We start from the raw sequence: 20,362 nt of genomic DNA, 5'->3' as shown, positions 1-20,362 counted from the left end.
AGGCATATGTAAAAAAAACCCCCGGTGATTCCGGGGGAGGGATTGCTATTTCAACCTGTTGACGACAGCTCTCGCTGCAGCCTCTGCGGATGCCGGATTCTGGCCGGTGATGAAGTTTCCATCTGTAACGATGTGTTCCTCCATCGCTTCTCCGACGACGAAGCCTGCGCCATTGGATTCGAGCTTCGACTGCAATGCGAAAGGCATGTCATCAAGGAGCTCCATCGACTTCTCCTCTTCATTCGTGAAGCCTGTCAATTTGACGCCGTCCACAACATATTTGCCATCCTTGGTCTTGGCATCGGCGAATGCGGCGGGGCCGTGGCATACCGCACTGATGATGCGGCCGTCATCCTTGAAGAATGCCAGGATATTCTGGATGTCGGGCTGGCCGGGGAAGTCGTACATTGTGCCGTGCCCACCGGCGAAGAACAATGCGTCGTATCTTTCATATACCATGTCTTTCACACGTTTGGTGTTCTGGAGCAATCTGATCACCTCATTGTTCCCTTCATCCTGCTCACCGTCCAAAGAGTTTGGATCCAGGGGAACGGAACCGCCTTTCGGTGATGCGATGTCAACCTTGAAGCCTGCACTCTGGAAGACATGATAGGGCTCTGCAGCCTCGCCGAGCCATAGTCCGGTCGGTCTGTCTTCATCGTTGTTGATTGTACCGTGGTTGGTTACTATAAGTAGTACGGATCTAGTCATAGTCATATCCACTCTCCTTTCTTGTGGTTTACCCTGAGTGGATCGGGATTAATCTTCTTTTAATAATCTTAATAAACAAATTGGTCGATGAATAAAAAATCATCCAGCTCATGGAGGGAAAGAAATGAATGTAAACTTTGGCAATGTCGCTGACAATTATCTGAAGTACAGGGATGACATCCCTGACAGCCTGATCAAGGGGTTGGAAAAACGTGGCGTGGCAATCGCAGGCAGCAAGGTGGCGGACCTCGGGGCGGGGCCCGGACTGCTCAGCAAGATGCTGAGTGACAGGGGGGCCATCGTGGATGCCGTGGAGCCTTCAGCCGAACTGATTGAAGTGGGGAAAACGCACATCGGAGATGATCAGAGAATCAATTTCGTACAGAAGTATGCTGAAGATACAGGTCTGCCATCAAACAGCTATGATATCGTCACCGTGATGCGGGCATGGCACTGGTTCGACCGGGAGAAGACGATAGAGGAAGTGAAGCGCATCCTGAAGCCTGGCGGCCATCTGGTCATCATGGATTCCGGTTTTACATCCGCTTCGAAGATCGTCAAGGAGTCCATGAAGATCATCCAGTCCTATTCGACGGACAAGCAGATCAGACCGGCGGGCACAAAGGATATGGCCACCCAGATGATCAACAGTTTCCCCGTGGAATGGTTCGACGAATGGAAATATGCCAAGTTCGATCTGATGGACCTGTATAAGATGGACTATGAAGTCAAGTTTACAAACGAAGAATGGGCCGGGCGGCTGTCCTCCGTCTCCTGGCTTGCCGCATTCAAGGAGAAGCAGAGGAGAAACACATTGAACCGCATCAGCAGCTACCTTGAAGACAATTTCCCCGACGGCAGGCATAAGATTCCACATATTTTGAGCGTTGCGATTCTGCAGAACAAGAACAATCTGCAGCTTTGAACGGGCATCTTCCCTTCAATTGAAGATAATTTTTGATTTTTGAGCATTTATATACACAAGGTACTTACTTTTTGTTATTATATAGATTATGTGATAAGCACAGACATTATCTTATTGGAGGATCATAAATGAAAAATGTACTCGTAGTAAAAGCAAACAACCGTCCGGACGGCATCTCTACAAAAATGTATGATGCATTCATGGAGTCCGTGGAGGGCAATAAAAATATGAACATCAATGTATACGACATATTCGAGGAAGATATGCCGTATATCGGGCATGAACTGTTCAGTGCACTCGGCAAGATACAGAACGACGAAGCATTGGATGCGGACGAACAGCGCCTGATGGATGCAAAGCAGAAAGCGATGGACGCATTCGAAGCGGCGGACATCATCGTATTTGCATTCCCGCTATGGAATCTCACGATTCCGGCACGTCTCCAGACATTCATCGACTATGTATACTCAGCAGGGTTCACCTTCAAATACAATGCAGATGGATCAATGGCACAGCTCATGACGGACAAGAAGGTCCTCCTTCTCAACGCACGTGGCGGGATGTACAGCGCACCTGAAATGCAGGGCATGGATATGTCCCACAACTACATGAAAAATGTCATCGGCGGTGTATTCGGCATGGAAATCATCGATGAAGTCATCATCGAAGGGCATAATGCAATGCCTCAGGAAGCGGCGAGAATCATTGAAGAAGGTCTTGAAAGCGTGCGTGAATGCGCACGGGAACTCAACGCCCAATTCGCATAGGATGCTAAAAAAACCGATGCTCCGCATCGGTTTTTTTGTGCTATCATTTAAATAGATTTGAATGGGAGGGTATTTGATGTGGCATATTAGAGCATTTGAAGAATTGGATGTCCGTACACTGGAGGAGATATACAGGCTCAGGGTTTCCGTATTCGTGGTGGAACAGGCATGCGCCTATCAGGAAATTGATGGCCTGGATCCGGAATGTACCCATATCTATAGGACGGATGATACGGGGATTATCGCCTATCTGAGAATCGTGCATGGGAGCCCCATATCCATCGGCCGGGTCATTGTCAGGGCAGACCGTCGCAGCAGTGGAGTGGGGCAGGCGCTTATGGGACAGGCCATGGATTATGTACATACACACTTCAAAGGTGAACGGATCTATCTGCATGGCCAGGCACACCTGGAGAAATTCTATCAGTCACTCGGGTTCAGGACGACTTCAGAGGTCCATCTTGAAGATGGCATCCCGCATATCGATATGGAATACAAAGAGGAATGGGCATGATGCTCATTCCTCTTTCCTCTTCGTCTCTTCAATAAGCCAGCGACGATCAGTATCCTTTTCATAGAGCTGCCGGTTTTCCAGGCGGATCCGTTCGAGTTCCTCCCTCATGGAGTGGTTTTCAAGAAGAAAATTCTCCTGCCTGATCCGCTCCAGTTCGAGTTCCTTGTCGAGGACATCCAGCCGGATCTGTTCCATCTTGCGCTTATGCTTCAAGTAGTCGCTGCCGAAGCCCCCCGCAACACCAATCAGTACAATCATGATTATCCACCACATGGACAGACTCCCTTTCATTTTCAGTCTTATGAAGGTATATCAATTATACACCATTATGACTGAAATCAGGATGGTTAGTCATCCTCTTCTTCGTCCTGGAAATCTTCATCCAGATCTTCAGCAGCCTCCTCACGGTCTCCATCATCCTGCTCCGGGTTGGCAGTATCTTCATCCTCGTCAACAGGAGGATCTGTATCTCCGGTACCTTCCGGCGCACATGCACCAAGGATAAGCATCATGGTCATTCCCATTGAAAGCATCCATTTTTTCATATTCATCCGCCTTTCTTTCATACGTTGTATTAGGAAAATACCCCAAGTATACATAAAACAAACAGGAAAGCGGAATCATAAGCATAAGGATGCATGTCAGGGCATGAATTCTCTTCAAGTCAATTGAAAATGAAATTTAATTACTTAAAATATTATATATTATAGAATTGTTTAAAAATTTATAATAGAGTTACTTTGATAATTTAATCACATTATGTTTGATGAGACCTGCATATGATGATATATTGAATTTGAGATAAATGCTATCTGTTAAAAGTAAAAAAATAAAATTACAGATTAATAGGAGGAATTGGGATGTTTTCAACTGATCGTATTTCAGCAGATCTGCGCATGGAAGAATATAAGAAGATTGCTGACAGCTATACTTACCTTTCAGAGAAGAAGAAAGAGGAGAGAAGCGGAAAGTCCATTTTTGAGAGGATATTCGGCAGAAGAACTGCATAAGATATTAAAGGCCATCCCTGTTCAGGGATGGCCTTTTTCCTATGACAGGTTGAGCTGCCATGCCACGCCGAACTGGTCCTGGAGCCAGGCGAACTGTCTGGAGAACCCATATTCGTCGAGGGGCATATGGATGGCCCCCTGCTTTTTCAGTTTCCTGTAGTAGAGTTCTATTTCCTCGAGGGTTTCGCATTCAATATAGAAGGACATGCTCGGAGTGAAGGTGAACTCATGCGGGACCTGGCTGTCCATCATCATGATCAGCTGGTCCTGTATCCTTATGGCTCCCTGCATCACTTTGCCTTCGAGACTCGGGTCCGCAGCGTCGTACTTCTGGAGCAGGCGGATCTCCGCATCCTTGAATGTCTCCTCGTAATATTTCATGGCTTCTTCGGCACGGCCTTCGAATGTCAAAAATGGGGTGATGGATTTCATTGTTCCGCTCCTTTTTTCTCCAGTATAACAAAAAAATAGGACGCCCTGCTGGGCGTCCTATTTTTCGTCCGTCTGACCCAATATGTTCGATCCCTGTATGAAGTACTTCTGGAAGAAGAAGAACAGGATGATGACAGGCATGAGCACAAGCAGTGAACCGGCCATCAGGTAGTTCCACTGGGTACTCGACTGCTCCTTGAAGACCTGGAGGCCGAGCTGGAGCGTATAGAGGGACTCATCATTCAGATACAGCAACGGTCCGAGGAAGTCGTTCCACACGCCGTTGAAAGAGAATATCGCCACTGTGAATAGTGCCGGCTTGATCATCGGAAGCGCAATCTTGAAGAATATCTGGAAGTGGTTTGCACCTTCCATCCTGGCCGCTTCGATCATACTGCCTGGTACACCCTTGAAGAATTGGCGCAGCAGGAAGATGTTGAATGCACTGCCAAAGAATGAAGGCAGCACCAGCGGGTAGTAGGTGTTCACAAGGCCAAGTTCCGCAAAAATGACGTACTGGGGAATCAGTGTAATGAACCCCGGCAGCATCATGGTGGAGAGCACAAATATGAAGAGTATCTCCCGTCCCTTGAAATTGATCTTGGCGAAGCCGTAGGCAATGAATGCATTCACGAATACATTCGCGAATACGACAAGCACCGTGATGACTGAAGTATTGATGAAGTAGGTGAAAAATGGTGCAATGTCGAAGATGTCAATGAAATTGGAGAACTGGATATCCTGGGGGATGAATGTGAACTCCCCGCGGTATATCTCCTCCATGGATTTGAGCGCTATCGATATCATCCAGAACAGGGGTGCAATCATGAAGAGGCTGCCGACAATCAGAAGCACGAAGTTGAAGGCCCGCCAGAATTTCATCTTGTTGGAGTTGTACATTCAATCAATCCCCCTCATAATGGACCCACCGTCTGGCGAATTTGAAGTTGATGATGGTCAGAATCAATACGATGATGAACAGTATCCATGACATGGCCATCGCATAACCCATATCGAACACGTTGAAGGCGTTGATCCACATGTAGAGGTTATAGAACAGCAGTGAGTTTTCCGGTGCCCCCGCATTGTCCGCACTCATTACATAGGCTTCCTGAAAAATCTGGAAGGACCCGATCGTGCTGGTCACGATATCGAAGAAGATGATCGGCGTCACCATGGGCAGGGTGATCCTGAAGAACATCTGCACACGGGAAGCCCCGTCCATGATCGCTGCTTCGTAGAGTGTTTTGGATACACCCTGCATCGCAGCGAGATACAGCAGCATGCTGCCGCCGGCACTCCACAATTTCATCATGATGAGGGAAGGCTTCGACCATTCGGCATCGAACAGCCAGTTCGGACCGTCGATGCCGAACAGGGCGAGGAACTGGTTGATCAGTCCCGTCGACGGGTCGAGCAGCTGCATCCACAAAAGATAGACCCCGACGCCTGAAAGGATTGCCGGCAGATAATAGATGGTACGGAATATGCGCATCCCCGGGATATCCTGGTTCATCAGTGTCGATATCAGTATCGCCGCGATCGTCGTCAGAGGGACGGAGAAGGCGACGAAGTACAGGGTGTTGTAGAGTGATGTCCAGAACAGGTCGTCGTACATGAACATTTCCTTATAGTTCGCGAATCCGACGAAATCCATCTGTGACGTCACATTATAGTTTGTAAAACTGCCTACAAGAGAAAAAAGCAAGGGGCCGAGTGTCAGCCCCAAAAAACCGATGATCCATGGCAATATGAAAATATAGCCGTAGAGGTTCTCTTTCTTTTTATACATCGAATCACCTATCTATTATTTTCAACTATGCGTTCAAGGTCAGATTGTGCCTTTTCCAGTCCCGCTTCGACAGTTGTATTTTCACTGATGATGGATTCAAATGTCGGATTCACCGTGCTTGCGAAATCCGGAGCCACAAGCGGCTGAGGTGTAAGGAGTGTATTGTCCATGTTCTCTACCATGAGGGAATAGACTTCCCTTCCTGATTCACTGAATTCATCACTTTCTGCAGCTGAATTGCCGGCCTCCTCATGGGCGACGAGGTCGAAGTTGTTTTCCGCCCAATAGAGCTGTGAATCATGATTCGTCAGGAACTCGATGAACTTGTAGGAAGCTTCAGGATCTTTGGCGCCTTTTGGTATTTCGGCAACGAAACCGCCGCCCCAGGATGTGTGTCCGTTCCCTTCCTCTTTTTCAGGCAATGGCGCGACACCGAAGTTGATATCCTGTCCAAAATCCCTGAGCTGGACGTAGTAGTTGGCATTCTGTACCATCATGCCGATGTTGCCGGCCATGAAAGGATCCTGCTGGGCATTTTCGAACTGGGAGTTGATTGACGTGATCGTATTCTCCCCGTATTTGTTCTTCTGTTCGAGAATCCAGTTGAATGTATCGTGGACGGGTTCCGTATCGATTTTCACATCCCCTTCCGGGCTGACGTAGTTCTCACCGAGGGCGTTCATCATCCATACATCAGAACCTGCCCCGATCAGCGGATAGAAGCCGATGCGTTCGTAGCTGCCGCCTTCCTCGACATCAAGCTGGGTAGCGTACTCTTCAGCTTCTGCCCATGTGGACGGCGGGTCTTCCGGATCCAGGCCGGCCTCTTCGAACAGATCCTTATTATAGAAAAGGATCTGTGTATCCGTATTGAACGGCAGGGCATACATTTCATCCTCATGCATCGTCGCTTCCGTCATCTGGTCGTAGAAGCGGTTCTGTACATCGGAGTCGACGAATTCCGTAATCGGCTCCATCTGCCCCTCCTGTGCTCTCAGCTTCACCGTGTTGATATCATTGATGATGACATCCGGCGGGTCGCCGGCAGCAATTGCTGCCAGGTTCTTGGTCCAGATGTCGCCCCAAGGGACGTAGGTATGCTGTACTTCGATTTCATCCTGTGAATTGTTGAAGTCCTCGATGATCTTGTCGATTACCGGACGCCTCTGTTCAGAGCCCCAGAATGACCAGAAATCAAGCGTAACCGTTTCGCCGTTCGAGCCTTCAGCATCACTGCCTTCCGTTTCGCCCGATGCGCTGTCTTCTTCTGAAGAATTGGAACCTTCGGAATCCCCGATCTGGAAACCGCCGCAGGCACTCAGTACAAAAACTGCCGCTAAAATAAGAAATAGAAACCTTTTCATAATTTGATCCTCCATCCCGATTGTTATTGTGTGAATATTAAATTATGTTTTCATTATAGCAAAGAAGAAGTGAAATGCTATGAAAAACTCGGATTAAAGGGTAATTTATTTTTAAGCATTTCATGCAGAATGCATTGAAAAGGAGAAGTGGCAAGGGATGGGGCATTTTTGAAAAAATCGGAGAAGAAGAATTTATCGTTGATTTTACGCGGATTGAAATTGGTCATTTTCCAACATTTCGTGTGTCGGAGAAACACTGCTGCTGCTCGATGAATGAAGAGAAGTGTAGTGTAATACCACTCGAGAAGCAGTTAAAAATGAAATTAATTTTAAAAAATTTCATTAAAAAACCGGCACTCCGAGTGCCGGTGGAAACTATGCTTCTGCTGTGAGTTCATCGTAGCGTTTTTCATCATAGACATCCTTGTCCAATGACCGATTCGTCTTTGCGGTTATCGTTCCGGCCGTCATCGAGCCGCTGACATTGACGGCTGTCCTTCCCATATCGATCAGGGGTTCAATGGAGATGAGGACGGCGGCGAGGGCGATCGGCAGGTTCATCGTTGACAGGACGATGATTGCTGCGAATGTTGCGCCACCACCGACACCGGCGATTCCGAGGGATGCGATGACCGTCACGGCAATCAGCGTAATGATGAACTGGGCGTTGATTTCAACACCGGCTGCCGGGGCAATCATGATGCCGAGCATCGCTGGATAGATGCCGGCACACCCATTCTGTCCGATGGACAGTCCGAAACTTCCCGAGAAGTTGGCGATGCTTGCCGGTACGCCGAGTCTTGTCCGCTGCGTCTGTATGTTGAGTGGCAGTGTGCCGGCACTCGAACGGGAAGTGAAGGCAAACAGCAGTGCTTCCGCAGTCTTCTTGAAGTATTGGAGTGGATTCAGGCCTGTCAGCCCGATCAGCAGCAGATGGACGAGGTACATCGTCAGCAGTGCAGTGTATGAAGCGACAACGAACAGTCCAAGATCGTATATGGCCTGGAAGTTTGAAGTGGCCACAGTAGAAGTCATGATGGCCAGAATCCCGTAAGGGGTCAGGGCCAGAATGATTTTGACAAGCTGCATGACCCAGTCGTTCAGGGCGATGATGCCTGTCCTGATCTTCTCGCCGCTCTCGGGATTGCGCTGCATGAGGCGGACGAAGCTGAATCCCATGAAGATGGCGAAGAAGACGACTGCGATGGTGGAAGTGGCACGATCTCCGGTGAAGTCAAGGAAAGGATTGGCCGGCAGCAGTGATACGAGCTGCTGGGGAAGCGTCTGATCTTCGATTTCAGAAGCGGTGCTCTCGAGTGAGAGTGCCCTTTCATTTTCGGCTTCGCCCAGGTTGAGGCTTGAAGCATCAAGGTTGAAGAGCAGGGCGGCAGAAATACCGATCACAGCAGCAATCGCGGTGGTGCCGAGCAGCAGTGCGATGATTTTGACGCCGGATTTCAGAAACTTCTCCTTTACATCCATCTTTGCGAAAGCACCGAGGATGGAAATGAAGACGAGTGGCATGACGATCATCTGCAGAAGTCGGACGAACCCGCTGCCGACGATGGAAACCCAATCCATCGTGCTTGTTATGACTGTACTGTCCACACCATAGACCAGCTGCAGTCCGGCACCGAAGAACAGGCCGATGATGAGGCCGATCATCACGCGATGGGAGAATTTTACATTCCGCCGCTTGAGGAACACAAGTGCGCCGATGAGCAGCAGGAAGGCGATAATATTTATGACGACAAGTAATGCATCCATTTAATGATAGCTCCTTTTCAAATCAAGTAGAACTATCATAAACAAATTAATCCTACTTGTAAAGTAGGATTAATATATTCGTACTATTCAGTCGGGTTGAGCAGGTGGAGATGCCGCGTGGCGCGGGAGGCGAGCACATACAGTATATGCTTCGAATCGCTGTAGGACTGTGCATCCGTCAGGATCACCGTGTTGTATTCGAACCCTTTTGACAGGTAGTAGGGCAGGATGATGAACGACTGGTTGTACAGTGTATCCGTCTCCCCGAGATTCTTCATGTGCGGAAACTCATCCTTCAGCTGTGCGTAATAGTGGTCGGCTGCGTCTCTTGAAGGGGTGATGATGGCGACCTGCGGGTACTCTCCGGAGCGGAGCACCTCTCTGACATGGCCGATTTCGTCGTCGGTGTGCAATTTTTGCACCTCATCCCCATCGACGGAAGCGGACTGTATGGAACCAGGGATGATGCTGTTCAGGAATGCATTGATCTGGTTGGTGGACCGGTAGGAGCGCTCGAGCCTTTTCTGGACATGGTTTTTGGCGACCAGGGCATCCTTCCTGCCGGGGTGGATCTGCTGGTTCGGGTCGCCGAGGCTCGTGAACGTCGCCTTCCTATAGTAATGGCGCATGACATAGTATTGGATGTTCGAATAGTCCTGGACCTCATCGATCAGTACATGCTGGATCTGCCTGTCATTTTTGCCGAGGAGGTGGATGTACATATAGAGCATTGGTGCGATGTCCTCATACTTGAAATCATTCTCCTTGACGGAGCGCACGGTCCGGTTGCGGAACTTCTTATCGTATATCGACTTTACATACAGTTTTTCAAAGTGGACGAACCGGAACAGGGCGACCTGGCGGTGCACGGTCTTCAGCTGCTTTTTGGCAAAATCATGTGCCTCTTTCTTGAGTTCATGCGCCTCGCCGATGTACTTGTTGCTGTCGCGCAGTTCCGTGTACTTTTCATTCGTCAGTCTTTTGACTTCCTCGGTATACAGGCTGAGCAGCCTTTCCTGCATCTTCGAGAGCCTCCTGCTTATGGGATGGTCGCCAAGTTCATTATAGAAGACGTGGACCAGCTGTTCCTTGCTGTAGAACAGTCCATTCTCGCCCTGCAGGGTCCTGAACTCCATGCCGTCGGTCTCAAGATGCTTCATGAAGCCATGGAGGGATTTGAAGTACTCGAGGGAATTCTTGAATTCATAGATGTCATGCCCTTCATCATTTTCCCTCAGGCGTTTGATGTTGTCATAGACATGCTCGAAGTTCCTTCCCTTGAAGTAGGGGAATTGTGAGATGAGGCGGTAGAACGTCGTGTTCCGCACGTGGTTTTCGCCAAGCTCCGGCAGGACATCGGACAGATAGTCGTTGAACACTTCATTCGGCGAAATGAGCAGTATGTTCTCCGGATCGAGGGTCTCCTTGTGCTGGTACAGCAGAAATGCAATCCGCTGCATGGCAAGGGAAGTTTTTCCGCTGCCGGGCGGCCCATAGACCAGCGTATCCTGGGAAAGCGGGAGGCGGATGATGTCATTCTGCTCCTGCTGGATGGTCGAGACGATGTTTTTGAGCTTCGACTGGGAGGAGTCGGTGATCATGCGCTGCAGGATCTCATCACCAATATATACATCGCTGTCGAACATGTTGAGGAGGGCGCCGTCTTCGATGATGAACTGGCGCCTCTGTTCGACGGTTGCATCTATCCTGCTGCCATCCGGAATGCGGTATGACAGGTCGCCGGTCCTGTTTTCATAGAACAGGCTTGCGACCGGCGTACGCCAGTCATAGATCAGTATGTCATTGTCGCGGTTCTTTATTGTGCCGGTGCCGATATAGATCGGCTCCCCATCGACGGTGATCTTGCCGAAATAGGGTTTCGGTATCATGCGTTCTGTGCGTTCACGCATCGTCTCTATATAATTGTAGTTCATTTCGGTTCTTCTGATTTCCGGCAGCATCTGGACGAACTCCATGACGTTGCCATCGGCAAAATCGACGACATTGGAGATGTTTTCATTGATGTCGTATCTTGTATCCAGTATGCCCTGGGCCGTGCGGTTCTGCCTCGTTTCCAGGTCGGCATTGAATATTTTGAGAAAATCGACGATGAAGGTCAGGTGCCGGGCTTCTTCTTCAAATGATAGAATTTTCATAGGGATCCTCCTTTGGTTCGACACTTAGCATATAGGTATTTTGTAATAATTAACAGTCTTAAATTCATCGGGACCATATGATATACTTGACGTGTAAAATCGTGCGAATATCATACTGGTTAAAGGACAGCGATCATGAGGAGAATATTAGTATCAGGTTTGACTACCGGTGTCGTTTCCGGTGTGCTGCTTTTTCTTGCATGTGCGTATGTGGAATCCAGCACAGGTATCGAGATCATGACATTGCTTTTGAATGTGGACTTCATTTTCGGCCGGAGTCCGGGTCTGTTCATGGAGCTTATTTTCCATCTGATGGTCTCTGTCACTCTGGCCATCATACTGAAATGGCTGTACTTGAATAAAAGCCATCTGTACATGCCGGGACTGGCGACAGTGTGGGTGGTTGTGACGCTGCTCTATTTCGTGCTCTCCAGCCTCTCCGTACAGAACCTGGAGCTGAATGGCTATATCGGTTTTGCGCTCTGGATGATATTCCATATCGGCTATCTCCAGGCGCTGCATCTCATGTTCAGGCTCGGATTCTGAAATTCCAGCCGCTTCCGGCCTCCGTGGTCTGAAGCGGCTTTTTTCATTATACAATAATAGATCGCCGTCAAACGGGTATAGGGAAGGAACGCCCATGATTATCTGAAAGAGGTGATGGCAATGGACAGGAAGCATGTACTCCCGCTGCTCGAGGAAGTCATGGAGATCAGGGCTTCTGTAGAGCAGGAGGGCGACTGGCTGTTTGATGAATGGGACAGGAGGCCCATCCGTGACGCGTATAGGAACAGCGCCAGAAATCTGGCTTATTATATGGCTTTCCGCAAGAAGGACATGAGGGAACTGCAGGAAAAATTGATTCCGTGGGGCGTATCTTCACTGGGGCGCCTGGAAGCGGATGTGCTCGGGACGCTGAACGCCGTTACACGCACACTTGGCTACATCGCGGATGAAGATGTCGGGGAGGTCGACTACCGCTCCTCCGACTCCTTTCTGGAGCGCAATCTGGCACTGAGGAGGAATTCGGACAATATTTTCGGGCCGCCGAGGAACGGCAGGGATACACGCATCCTTGTAACGATGCCAACGGCCGCCGGAAGTGACTATGAACTGGTCAGGACCCTCATCACATCCGGCATGAACATGGCCCGTATAAACTGTGCCCATGACGATGAAGAGACATGGTCGGGCATGATCGGGAACATCAGGGAAGCAGAAGAGCAGACAGGGCTCGACTGCCGCATACTGATGGATATCAGCGGTCCCAAAATTCGCACGAAGCATCTACTGACCTCGATGCGAAACCCGAAGCTCGGGGTGGGGGAGCGCTTCCTGCTCTCCGGTGCGGAATCGATGACGCTGCCGAAGGATGTTGAAATCGCGCTCAATACTTCCGTGCCGGAAGTGATCGAAAAGATGGAGCCGGGACAGAAGATAAAGATCGATGACGGGCATATCGAAGCTGAAGCGGTGGAGAAGACGGACTCCGGCATCATATGTGAAGTGGAGCGGACGGTGAAGGAAGGCGGTGTAAAGGTGAAGACGGAGAAGGGCATCAATCTGCCCGACCTCGACTTCAAGCTGCCTGTCCTGACGAAAAAGGACCTTAAGGATCTGGATTTCGCGACCCGTCATGCCGATGCCATCGCATTTTCCTTCATCAAGGATACTGAAGATATCGATCTCATTGAAGAAGCCCTGGCAGAGCGGCTGCCTGAAGACAGGAAGGATACACCGAGCATCGCAAAGATAGAAACGCCGGAAGGCATCAGGAATCTGCCTGATATCATACAGCGTGCAGCAGGTGCAAGGCCATTCGGCGTCATGCTGGCACGCGGCGACCTCGCGGTCGAAATCGGCTACGAACGGCTGAGCGAGATCCAGGAAGAGCTGCTCTGGATATGCGAAGCGGCCCATGTGCCTGTCGTATGGGCGACGCAGGTGGTGGAATCGCTTGTGAAGACGGGCATACCGACGCGCTCCGAAATCTCGGATGTGGTGGCCGGTTCGCGCTCCGAGTGCATCATGCTGAACAAGGGTGAATATATCGCCGATGGCGTCCAGGTGGTCTCGGAAATCCTGGAGAAGTTCGAGGATCACCACTACAAGAAGACGGCGATGCTCCGGGCACTCGGCATTGCCAATCATACGTTCGACAATAAGGAATAGGAAGGCGGAGAGGAAACAGGCTGCTTGTTTCCTCTTTTTTCTGGAGACTATTTTTGTCAGAATGATTGATTATTTCTGAAAATTACTTTATTTTATCTTAAGGAAGGCGTATACTACCTACATCGTAGACGATTAGGAGTGATACATATGTTACAGGAACCCATTGTTGCAACGGTCATGCTGTTTGCACTGATTGCCCTCGGAGAACTGATTTCGGTCTATACCCGTGCACGGGTCCCGATGCTGATGACAGCAATGCTCGGCTTTTTGATACTTACATGGACGGGGATATTCCCGGAAAATATTCTCGAACTTTCCACCCTTCCGGCACTGGGGGCGATATTGATCGGCCCGCTCATTGTACATATGGGAACGCTCATGCGCTTCTCGATCCTTAAAAAGCAGTGGCGGGCGGTCATCATCGCCCTGTCCGGCCTTGCAGGGGCACTCACACTGGTGCTCGTCATCGTGACGCTTGTATTCGACTTCACGACGGCTGCGAGCGGGGTCGGTCCGATTTCAGGCGGTGTAGTGGCGCTTCTGATCACCAACGAAACGCTGACGAACCTCGGGCTCACCAGCCTGGTCGTGGTCCCTGTACTTGTGCAGGCCTTCCAGGGGGTGATCGGCATGCCTCTCGCAACCGCATTCATGAAGCGGTACGGCAAGGCCTTCATGGCGGAGAACCGGACAGTCGAAGATGACAGCATCGGCTTTGAGGAAGAGCGGGGCATCTCCCGCTTCAGCCTGATGAAGAACAATACAATCAAACTGTTCGTCATCTTCGTCCTGGGGATGCTCGGGGTCATCCTCGGGGATATCACCGGAATCCACTATACGCTGTTCTGCCTGCTGTTCGGCATACTGGCCCTGAACCTCAATCTGCTGCCGAAAAGCGCCCTGGAGTCTGCGAACTCGTTCAGCTTCATGATGGTCGCGCTCATCTTCGTTATTATCGGCACGATGGGCGGCATCACGCCACAGGATGTGGTGAGCAACATCCCGGCTGTGGCATTGATTCTTGCCCTTGGCATATTCGGCATCATCACGGGTGGATTCATCGCATCCAAACTGGTCGGCTGGCATCCCTACAAAGGTGTGCCTGTCGCATTGACGGCGCTAATCGGATTCCCCGGGGACTATCTGATCTGTGAAGAGGTCGCACGGAGTGAAACGAACAATCTGGAAGACCAGAACAGGCTCTTCCAGGAACTGGTGACACCGATGCTGATCGGCGGCTTCGTCACTGTAACGGTGGCTTCCGTATTCATCGCGAGCTTCGTCATGAGCATGATATAAACTAAAATGAAAGAAATGGGAGTGTAGAAATGGAAAAGCTTTTCATTAAGAATGTCAATCTGATAGACGGTACGGGTTCGGAACTGGTCAAAAATACGAATGTGCTTGTGGAGGATGGCCGGTTCAAGGCAATCGATGCCGAGGAATCCGCAGCAGAGGGTGCAGAAGTGCTGGACGGCGCGGGGCAGTACATGCTCCCGGGCATGATCGATGCACACGTACACATGATGACGGAATTCAAACCGCTGGAAGAACGGCTCGTCACTCCGTTCTCCTATAACTTCTATGCTGCGATGGAATACCTGAACCGGACGCTCAATGCAGGTGTGACGACGGTAAGGGACGCCCTCGGCAGCGACCTCGGTCTGAAGAAGGCGATAGAGGATGGGCTGGTCAAGGGGCCGCGCATGCAGATCAGTGTGAATGCACTGACGATTACAGGTGGCCATGGAGATGGCTTCAACTATTCGGGCGTCGTGACGGACCTCATGCAGCCGCATCCGGGCATGCCGCACGGCATCTGTGATGGTGTGGAGGAAGTGCGCAAGAAGACGCGTGAGATGCTGCGGGCGGGTGCCGACATCATCAAGGTGCACGCCACAGGCGGCGTATCGAGCCCGACCGATCATCCGAAGTTCACCCAGTTCTCGCTCGAAGAACTGAAGGTCATCGTGGAGGAGGCGAAATTCCGAAACGGCGTCAAAGTCATGGCCCATGCCCAGGGCTTGGAAGGTGTGAGGCAGTGTGTGGAAGCGGGCATCCATTCCATCGAGCATGGCATATTCCTCGATGATGAAGTATGCGGCATGATGAAGGATCAGGGTACATACCTCGTTCCGACACTGCTTGCACCGGTCTCCGTGCTCGAATTCGCCGAGGAGCTCGGGATGGCGAAGACTGCCGTCGAGAAATCCGAGGAAGTCATCGAAATCCACAAGGAAAGCTTCACACGGGCATATAAGGCCGGAGTCAAGATCGCCATGGGTACAGATGCGGGCGTGTTCAAGCATGGCACAAACCTGAGGGAGCTTGAACTGATGGTCGAATGCGGCATGACACCGATCGATGCCATCACCGCTTCAACAAAGACGGCTGCAGAATGCATGGGATATACGGATATCGGTCTGGTCAAAGAGGGCTATGTTGCCGACTTCATCTTCTCAAAGGAGAACCCATTGGAGAACATCGGTGCATTGAAGGACAATGACAACATCAAAGTCGTCGCAAAAGAGGGCGTCGTCTACAAGAACATCATAGGTGAATGATAACAGCCCCGGTTCCGGGGCTGTTTCCATTTAATTCAAAATACATCGCCCGACAATGTTTAGATGTCCTCATAGGGGGAACAATTTAACAAACGATGAGAAAGGAGAAAGCGCACATGAAAGCATTGGATATCATTGCACTCGTACTACTCATAGTCGGTGGTCTTAATTGGCTGCTTGTCGGGTTATTCGAATTCGATCTGGTCGCTTCCATATTCGGCGGTCAGGATGCCATCCTCTCCAAGATTATCTACATTCTTGTGGGTCTGTCCGCGCTGTACTGCCTGAAATTCTTCGGGCTGATTACGGACGATGATGCACGTCATACGGCAGCAGACGACACAACACACCGGACGGCCGATGACACTCCGGGCAACAGGCCTGTTAGAGGGGACACTCATGACACGGCTGACACCGGTACTACAACGGACGACACGCTCGGTGACAGGACAACTGCAGGCGATACCCGTACTACAACGGACGATCCTGATGACTTGACGAACACAACAGACGAAGGTACTGTCCGCAACAGAAGGACGGACGACACCGACCGCCTGTAATCGAACCGACAGTATTTTTCCTATCTCCATAAACGTTGTATAAAATGCATACAAGAAGAGGACATCCGGCATCAGCTGGATGTTTTTTTATATGCATAATGAATCCATCCATCGACAGCGCCGCTGTCATCTTATATGATTGGAGAAACTGGATGAAGATAGGGGAAATGTATGAAGAAAGCAGCGGTAATCATCAACAGGAAATCAGGGAAGAAGAAAAAGCCGCCGGTCGAATATGGAGTGCTGCGCGCCCTCCAGGGCCAGGGTTATGATGTCGAAATATTATATACAGACGGATCGGATGCGAAGGCACTCGCCATGGAGGCCTCGGAATATGCCGATCTGATCGTATCATCAGGAGGGGATGGGACCATCGGTGAAATCATCGATGGAATGGTCGAATGTGCTTCGGACGCGTCACTGTCCATCCTGCCGGCCGGGACGGTCAACGACTATACACGGGCCCTTGGCCTCCCTCTTGATATGAATGAAGCGATCCGGAACCTCTCGAAGCCCCAGGAGACCATCGAAGTGGACGTCATCAGGTTCAACGGTCGGCATGCGGCCTACCTGATTGCACTGGGTGATTTCATGGAGTCGTTTACGGGTGTCAGCTCGAAAGTCAAAAACAGGTTCGGCCTCTTCGCCTATCTCTACGCCGGCCTGCGCGCCCTGTTCACCATGAAGAACTACCGTGTGACCATCGATACGGCGGAAGAGAAGGTGATGAGCGATTCGATACTGACAATTGTTGCGAATACATCTTCTGTCGGCAGCTTCGACCGGCTGCTGCCACAGGCGAGGGTGGATGACCACCAGCTGCATATCATCAATATCCAGCCCTCCACGGCGAAGGAGATCATTGAAATCATCATTGCGGCATTCCGCGGCAGGATCGTCGAACACGGGAATGTCCATTACATGCGCACACGGAAGCTCATGCTCGACACGGACCGGCTTGAAGTGATGGATGTCGACGGTGATGCCGAGTCTTTCAATGCCATGGAGATCGAGGTGGTCCCTGCCTGCGTCCGCATCAATGTGCCTGAGAGTTATGCGTAGTGACATAATCTCTCCCAGGGATGTTGAAATATTTCCCTCTATCGTATATCATGTATCGGTGGAATAAAAAACATTGAGGAGGAGGATGATTGTGAAGATTAGAGAAAGACTCAGGAACATCAATTTTGAAAAAAGAAGAATTTCATTCGATCCCAGGATCACGCAACAGACCCTGATCAACATTGCTACGGTAATCATCGGGTCTTTTATTTTTGCCATTGGTGTCAATTCGTTCATGATTGCCGGCAATCTGGGAGAGGGCGGCGTCACGGGGCTCGCAATCATCCTCTACTACGCATTCGATATTTCTCCCGCCCTGTCGAACCTGGTGCTGAACTCCGTCCTGCTCGCCGTCGGCTTCAAATATTTGAGCAAGCGTTCGATGTACTATACGATCGTCGTCGTATTCCTTACATCATTCTTCCTCTGGCTGACGGAATCCTGGCACGTACAGTCGGACGAAATACTGGTCAATACCGTATTCGGCGGGATATTCGTCGGTCTCGGCATCGGTCTGATTATACGGATCGGCGCAACGACGGCAGGCACGACGATCCTTGCGCGCCTGGTCAATAAATATATGGACATCAACGTCTCCTATGCACTGCTGTTCTTCGACATGGTCGTCATCACCATCGGTCTGACCGTCATGACACTCGAGCAGGTGCTGCTTACAGTGATTGCGCTCTACATCGCAACAAAAGTCATGGACTTCATCATCGAAGGCATGAACCCGAAGAAGGCGATCACGATCATTTCCGACCACCCGGAGCGGCTCGGCAAGATGATCAACAGCGAAATCAGACGCGGTGTCACCATCATGAACGGCCGTGGCTTCTATACACAGGAGGACAAGGACATCCTGTATGTCGTCATCAACAAGAACCAGCTGACAAGGCTCAAGCGTCTGATCAAGCGGTATGATGAGGAAGCATTCGTCGTGGTGCACGATGTGAACAGTGTGCTCGGCAACTATTTCATATAGACGAAGACCCCGCTTTGGCGGGGTCTTTTCATTTTCTTTTCGACTTCAGGTAGATGGCGGAAGGATCGCCGCTTCTTGTTTCGAATCCCTTATGTATCAGCCAGTTCCTGGTGAAGGCACTGGTGGGCCCCTGCATCAGCAGGTAGATCTTCTCCACATCCTCAGTAGCCTCCAGATAGGCATCCATCAGCTTCGAGGCGACACCCTTGGACTGGTGATCCGGGTGGATGACGAAATCCGCGACATACTGGGTGAACATCAAGTCCCCGGAGGACCGGATCAGACCGATGAGCTGACCGTCGTCCCATGCCGTGACAATGTAGTCGGAAGCCATAACAGCCTCAAACAGTGCATCCATCCGCTTGTCATAGGACGTATGCCCCTTGCTCATATAGAGCTGTTCAATGTCATCGTAGCCGACGTCCCTGCCTGTAGATAGTTCAATCATGGCTTTACCCCTTTTTCATTTAATAATAGCCCTTTCCTGCCGGTTAAAGCAATAATAATTGAAAGTAAAATGGCTGGAAAGTATACTTTATACAGAATATTTAAAATTCTATAGCTGCCAAACGGATGCGTCTATGCAGCGCTACTACTATGATAGGACAATCGAATCGACGCCTGAAATCATCTTCAAGGTGGTGAATGATGCTGAAAAGTGTAAAACCCGTAATCAGACGGGTATTGGATAATCGGATGAAGAAATTGGAGGAGGTTGCCTCCAGACAAACATGAATATAGAGGTGTTGTTGATGAATATAAAAGCATTGCAGTATCAGGTGGCATTCGGGGATGTCAAAGAAAATCTCACAAAGGTCAGAAAGCAGTTCGAAAGGGCAGAGCTCAAAGAGACCGATGTCGTCGTGCTGCCGGAGATGTGGACATCGGGATATGATCTTGAAAACATCAGGATACATGCCTGCCAGGATCTCGAGCCGGCAAAGTCCATGATTTCGGAACTCGCACAAGAATATGATGTGAACATCGTCGCCGGCTCCGTCGCCAACGTCAAGGAAGACCCGGATGAGGTATATAACACTGCGTTCGTCGTCGATCGGAAGGGCACGCTCGTGTATGAATATTCCAAGATGCATCTCGTTCCGATGCTGAATGAACCGGAATATCTGGCAGGCGGACAGGACAAGGTCGAAACGTTCACGCTGGATGGCAATACGTGCGGGGTCGTCATCTGCTATGACCTCCGTTTCCCGGAACTCTTCAGGGATCTTGCACTGAAGGGCGCAACTTCCATATTCGTCGTCGCCGAATGGCCGATGGCGCGCAAGGCCCATTGGGAGGTGCTCATCAAAGCCCGGGCGATCGAGAACCAGTGCTATCTCATCGCGTCGAACACTTACGGGGAAATCGGGGAAATCGGCGGCCAGGAATTCGCCGGCCGTTCCATGATCATCGATCCTTTTGGGAAAGTCATCGATGAAACGGCGGACCATGGGGACGGGGTCGTAACCGGTCGATTGGATGGGAATGAAGTGGCAAGGATCCGGGAGGAAGTGCCGATATTCGATAGCCGGAAAAGAGAGATGTACCATTTTCTATAGATGATGCAGGATACAGGGCTAA

At 50.3% G+C, this 20,362-nt stretch carries 23 protein-coding genes; 13 read left to right on the top strand and 10 right to left on the bottom strand.

Going from position 1 to position 20,362, the window contains the following annotated elements; all coding sequences use genetic code 11:
• Nucleotides 1–45: 45 nt before the first annotated feature.
• A complete protein-coding gene (locus tag RQP18_RS10335) occupies nucleotides 46–717 on the bottom strand; it encodes a type 1 glutamine amidotransferase domain-containing protein (protein ID WP_342387614.1) in 672 nt (223 codons plus the stop codon).
• 118 nt (nucleotides 718–835) lie between these two features.
• Between RQP18_RS10335 and RQP18_RS10330 the strand changes: the two genes are divergently transcribed.
• The 3 genes from RQP18_RS10330 (at nucleotide 836) to RQP18_RS10320 (ending at nucleotide 2,917) form a co-directional block, all read left to right on the top strand.
• Nucleotides 836–1,636: a class I SAM-dependent methyltransferase gene (locus RQP18_RS10330; protein ID WP_342387613.1), complete on the top strand. Its 801-nt coding sequence runs from the start codon at nucleotides 836–838 to the stop codon at nucleotides 1,634–1,636.
• Between the two features lie 128 nt (nucleotides 1,637–1,764).
• Complete coding sequence (locus tag RQP18_RS10325; RefSeq protein ID WP_342387612.1) at nucleotides 1,765–2,403, top strand: FMN-dependent NADH-azoreductase; 639 nt, start codon at nucleotides 1,765–1,767, stop codon at nucleotides 2,401–2,403.
• A gap of 76 nt (nucleotides 2,404–2,479) precedes the next feature.
• Entirely contained in the window at nucleotides 2,480–2,917 is a 438-nt protein-coding gene (locus RQP18_RS10320) for a GNAT family N-acetyltransferase (protein WP_342387611.1), read from the top strand.
• A gap of 3 nt (nucleotides 2,918–2,920) precedes the next feature.
• Here the strand turns inward: RQP18_RS10320 and RQP18_RS10315 are convergent, their stop codons facing one another.
• Both RQP18_RS10315 and RQP18_RS10310 read right to left on the bottom strand, forming a co-directional pair.
• Complete coding sequence (locus RQP18_RS10315) at nucleotides 2,921–3,190, bottom strand: hypothetical protein (RefSeq protein ID WP_342387610.1); 270 nt, start codon at nucleotides 3,188–3,190, stop codon at nucleotides 2,921–2,923.
• 74 nt (nucleotides 3,191–3,264) lie between these two features.
• A complete protein-coding gene (locus tag RQP18_RS10310; RefSeq protein WP_342387609.1) occupies nucleotides 3,265–3,462 on the bottom strand; it encodes a hypothetical protein in 198 nt (65 codons plus the stop codon).
• 315 nt (nucleotides 3,463–3,777) lie between these two features.
• Here RQP18_RS10310 and RQP18_RS10305 point away from each other — a divergent pair, with 315 nt between their 5' ends.
• Entirely contained in the window at nucleotides 3,778–3,927 is a 150-nt protein-coding gene (locus RQP18_RS10305) for a hypothetical protein (protein WP_342387608.1), read from the top strand.
• Nucleotides 3,928–3,966: 39 nt separating this feature from the next.
• On the opposite strand, the gene RQP18_RS10300 is transcribed toward RQP18_RS10305, so the two are convergent.
• From RQP18_RS10300 to RQP18_RS10285, 4 genes are read right to left on the bottom strand one after another with little or no spacing between them, the layout of a single operon-like run.
• On the bottom strand, nucleotides 3,967–4,359 hold the full coding sequence (locus RQP18_RS10300; RefSeq protein ID WP_342387607.1) for a VOC family protein: 393 nt from the start codon (nucleotides 4,357–4,359) through the stop codon (nucleotides 3,967–3,969).
• Between the two features lie 57 nt (nucleotides 4,360–4,416).
• Nucleotides 4,417–5,259: a carbohydrate ABC transporter permease gene (locus RQP18_RS10295; RefSeq protein ID WP_342387606.1), complete on the bottom strand. Its 843-nt coding sequence runs from the start codon at nucleotides 5,257–5,259 to the stop codon at nucleotides 4,417–4,419.
• Between the two features lie 4 nt (nucleotides 5,260–5,263).
• Complete coding sequence (locus RQP18_RS10290) at nucleotides 5,264–6,151, bottom strand: carbohydrate ABC transporter permease (protein ID WP_342387605.1); 888 nt, start codon at nucleotides 6,149–6,151, stop codon at nucleotides 5,264–5,266.
• Nucleotides 6,152–6,159: 8 nt separating this feature from the next.
• A complete protein-coding gene (locus tag RQP18_RS10285) occupies nucleotides 6,160–7,515 on the bottom strand; it encodes an ABC transporter substrate-binding protein (protein ID WP_342387604.1) in 1,356 nt (451 codons plus the stop codon).
• Between the two features lie 122 nt (nucleotides 7,516–7,637).
• On the opposite strand from RQP18_RS10285, the gene RQP18_RS10280 reads away from it, so the two are divergent.
• Nucleotides 7,638–7,907, top strand: coding sequence for a hypothetical protein (locus RQP18_RS10280; RefSeq protein WP_373446058.1), 270 nt, complete (start codon nucleotides 7,638–7,640; stop codon nucleotides 7,905–7,907).
• Here RQP18_RS10280 and RQP18_RS10275 read toward each other — a convergent pair.
• Nucleotides 7,891–9,282, bottom strand: coding sequence for an L-cystine transporter (locus tag RQP18_RS10275; RefSeq protein ID WP_342387603.1), 1,392 nt, complete (start codon nucleotides 9,280–9,282; stop codon nucleotides 7,891–7,893). The two genes, RQP18_RS10280 and RQP18_RS10275, sit on opposite strands and share 17 nt — an antisense overlap.
• Before the next feature lie 83 nt (nucleotides 9,283–9,365).
• Nucleotides 9,366–11,438 (bottom strand): HelD family protein, encoded by a 2,073-nt coding sequence (locus tag RQP18_RS10270; RefSeq protein WP_342387602.1) that lies wholly within the window; start codon nucleotides 11,436–11,438, stop codon nucleotides 9,366–9,368.
• 135 nt (nucleotides 11,439–11,573) lie between these two features.
• On the opposite strand from RQP18_RS10270, the gene RQP18_RS10265 reads away from it, so the two are divergent.
• From RQP18_RS10265 to RQP18_RS10235, 7 genes are all read left to right on the top strand, one after another.
• On the top strand, nucleotides 11,574–11,984 hold the full coding sequence (locus tag RQP18_RS10265) for a hypothetical protein (RefSeq protein WP_342387601.1): 411 nt from the start codon (nucleotides 11,574–11,576) through the stop codon (nucleotides 11,982–11,984).
• Between the two features lie 120 nt (nucleotides 11,985–12,104).
• Nucleotides 12,105–13,610 carry a pyruvate kinase gene (locus RQP18_RS10260; RefSeq protein ID WP_342387600.1) on the top strand — a complete coding sequence of 502 codons (1,506 nt, stop codon included), beginning with the start codon at nucleotides 12,105–12,107 and terminating at the stop codon, nucleotides 13,608–13,610.
• 147 nt (nucleotides 13,611–13,757) lie between these two features.
• Nucleotides 13,758–14,909, top strand: coding sequence for a hypothetical protein (locus RQP18_RS10255; protein ID WP_342387599.1), 1,152 nt, complete (start codon nucleotides 13,758–13,760; stop codon nucleotides 14,907–14,909).
• A gap of 29 nt (nucleotides 14,910–14,938) precedes the next feature.
• Nucleotides 14,939–16,174, top strand: coding sequence for a metal-dependent hydrolase family protein (locus RQP18_RS10250; protein ID WP_342387598.1), 1,236 nt, complete (start codon nucleotides 14,939–14,941; stop codon nucleotides 16,172–16,174).
• Between the two features lie 116 nt (nucleotides 16,175–16,290).
• Nucleotides 16,291–16,734 carry a DUF378 domain-containing protein gene (locus RQP18_RS10245; protein ID WP_373446057.1) on the top strand — a complete coding sequence of 148 codons (444 nt, stop codon included), beginning with the start codon at nucleotides 16,291–16,293 and terminating at the stop codon, nucleotides 16,732–16,734.
• 171 nt (nucleotides 16,735–16,905) lie between these two features.
• Nucleotides 16,906–17,796: a diacylglycerol/lipid kinase family protein gene (locus RQP18_RS10240; RefSeq protein ID WP_342387597.1), complete on the top strand. Its 891-nt coding sequence runs from the start codon at nucleotides 16,906–16,908 to the stop codon at nucleotides 17,794–17,796.
• 91 nt (nucleotides 17,797–17,887) lie between these two features.
• On the top strand, nucleotides 17,888–18,781 hold the full coding sequence (locus tag RQP18_RS10235; RefSeq protein ID WP_342387596.1) for a YitT family protein: 894 nt from the start codon (nucleotides 17,888–17,890) through the stop codon (nucleotides 18,779–18,781).
• Between the two features lie 28 nt (nucleotides 18,782–18,809).
• Here the strand turns inward: RQP18_RS10235 and RQP18_RS10230 are convergent, their stop codons facing one another.
• The gene (locus RQP18_RS10230) at nucleotides 18,810–19,229 is read right to left on the bottom strand and encodes a GNAT family N-acetyltransferase (protein ID WP_342387595.1); all 420 of its coding nucleotides are present in this window, start codon (nucleotides 19,227–19,229) and stop codon (nucleotides 18,810–18,812) included.
• 304 nt (nucleotides 19,230–19,533) lie between these two features.
• On the opposite strand from RQP18_RS10230, the gene RQP18_RS10225 reads away from it, so the two are divergent.
• On the top strand, nucleotides 19,534–20,340 hold the full coding sequence (locus tag RQP18_RS10225; RefSeq protein WP_342387594.1) for a carbon-nitrogen family hydrolase: 807 nt from the start codon (nucleotides 19,534–19,536) through the stop codon (nucleotides 20,338–20,340).
• Nucleotides 20,341–20,362 lie beyond the last annotated feature (22 nt).

Source organism: Salinicoccus sp. Bachu38 (genome assembly GCF_038561955.2).
GTDB classification, from domain to species: Bacteria; Bacillota; Bacilli; order Staphylococcales; family Salinicoccaceae; genus Salinicoccus; species Salinicoccus bachuensis.
Note: the sequence above shows the minus strand (reverse complement) of the source record. Positions and strands in the feature narration are given on the sequence as shown.

Bases quoted from the DNA above. Each gene is read 5' to 3' on its own strand.
- RQP18_RS10335 (WP_342387614.1), bottom strand. From the start codon at position 717: ATGACTATGACTAGATCCGTACTACTTATAGTAACCAACCACGGTACA.
- RQP18_RS10330 (WP_342387613.1), top strand. From the start codon at position 836: ATGAATGTAAACTTTGGCAATGTCGCTGACAATTATCTGAAGTACAGG.
- RQP18_RS10325 (WP_342387612.1), top strand. From the start codon at position 1,765: ATGAAAAATGTACTCGTAGTAAAAGCAAACAACCGTCCGGACGGCATC.
- RQP18_RS10320 (WP_342387611.1), top strand. From the start codon at position 2,480: ATGTGGCATATTAGAGCATTTGAAGAATTGGATGTCCGTACACTGGAG.
- RQP18_RS10315 (WP_342387610.1), bottom strand. From the start codon at position 3,190: ATGTGGTGGATAATCATGATTGTACTGATTGGTGTTGCGGGGGGCTTC.
- RQP18_RS10310 (WP_342387609.1), bottom strand. From the start codon at position 3,462: ATGAAAAAATGGATGCTTTCAATGGGAATGACCATGATGCTTATCCTT.
- RQP18_RS10305 (WP_342387608.1), top strand. From the start codon at position 3,778: ATGTTTTCAACTGATCGTATTTCAGCAGATCTGCGCATGGAAGAATAT.
- RQP18_RS10300 (WP_342387607.1), bottom strand. From the start codon at position 4,359: ATGAAATCCATCACCCCATTTTTGACATTCGAAGGCCGTGCCGAAGAA.
- RQP18_RS10295 (WP_342387606.1), bottom strand. From the start codon at position 5,259: ATGTACAACTCCAACAAGATGAAATTCTGGCGGGCCTTCAACTTCGTG.
- RQP18_RS10290 (WP_342387605.1), bottom strand. From the start codon at position 6,151: ATGTATAAAAAGAAAGAGAACCTCTACGGCTATATTTTCATATTGCCA.
- RQP18_RS10285 (WP_342387604.1), bottom strand. From the start codon at position 7,515: ATGAAAAGGTTTCTATTTCTTATTTTAGCGGCAGTTTTTGTACTGAGT.
- RQP18_RS10280 (WP_373446058.1), top strand. From the start codon at position 7,638: ATGCAGAATGCATTGAAAAGGAGAAGTGGCAAGGGATGGGGCATTTTT.
- RQP18_RS10275 (WP_342387603.1), bottom strand. From the start codon at position 9,282: ATGGATGCATTACTTGTCGTCATAAATATTATCGCCTTCCTGCTGCTC.
- RQP18_RS10270 (WP_342387602.1), bottom strand. From the start codon at position 11,438: ATGAAAATTCTATCATTTGAAGAAGAAGCCCGGCACCTGACCTTCATC.
- RQP18_RS10265 (WP_342387601.1), top strand. From the start codon at position 11,574: ATGAGGAGAATATTAGTATCAGGTTTGACTACCGGTGTCGTTTCCGGT.
- RQP18_RS10260 (WP_342387600.1), top strand. From the start codon at position 12,105: ATGGACAGGAAGCATGTACTCCCGCTGCTCGAGGAAGTCATGGAGATC.
- RQP18_RS10255 (WP_342387599.1), top strand. From the start codon at position 13,758: ATGTTACAGGAACCCATTGTTGCAACGGTCATGCTGTTTGCACTGATT.
- RQP18_RS10250 (WP_342387598.1), top strand. From the start codon at position 14,939: ATGGAAAAGCTTTTCATTAAGAATGTCAATCTGATAGACGGTACGGGT.
- RQP18_RS10245 (WP_373446057.1), top strand. From the start codon at position 16,291: ATGAAAGCATTGGATATCATTGCACTCGTACTACTCATAGTCGGTGGT.
- RQP18_RS10240 (WP_342387597.1), top strand. From the start codon at position 16,906: ATGAAGAAAGCAGCGGTAATCATCAACAGGAAATCAGGGAAGAAGAAA.
- RQP18_RS10230 (WP_342387595.1), bottom strand. From the start codon at position 19,229: ATGATTGAACTATCTACAGGCAGGGACGTCGGCTACGATGACATTGAA.
- RQP18_RS10225 (WP_342387594.1), top strand. From the start codon at position 19,534: ATGAATATAAAAGCATTGCAGTATCAGGTGGCATTCGGGGATGTCAAA.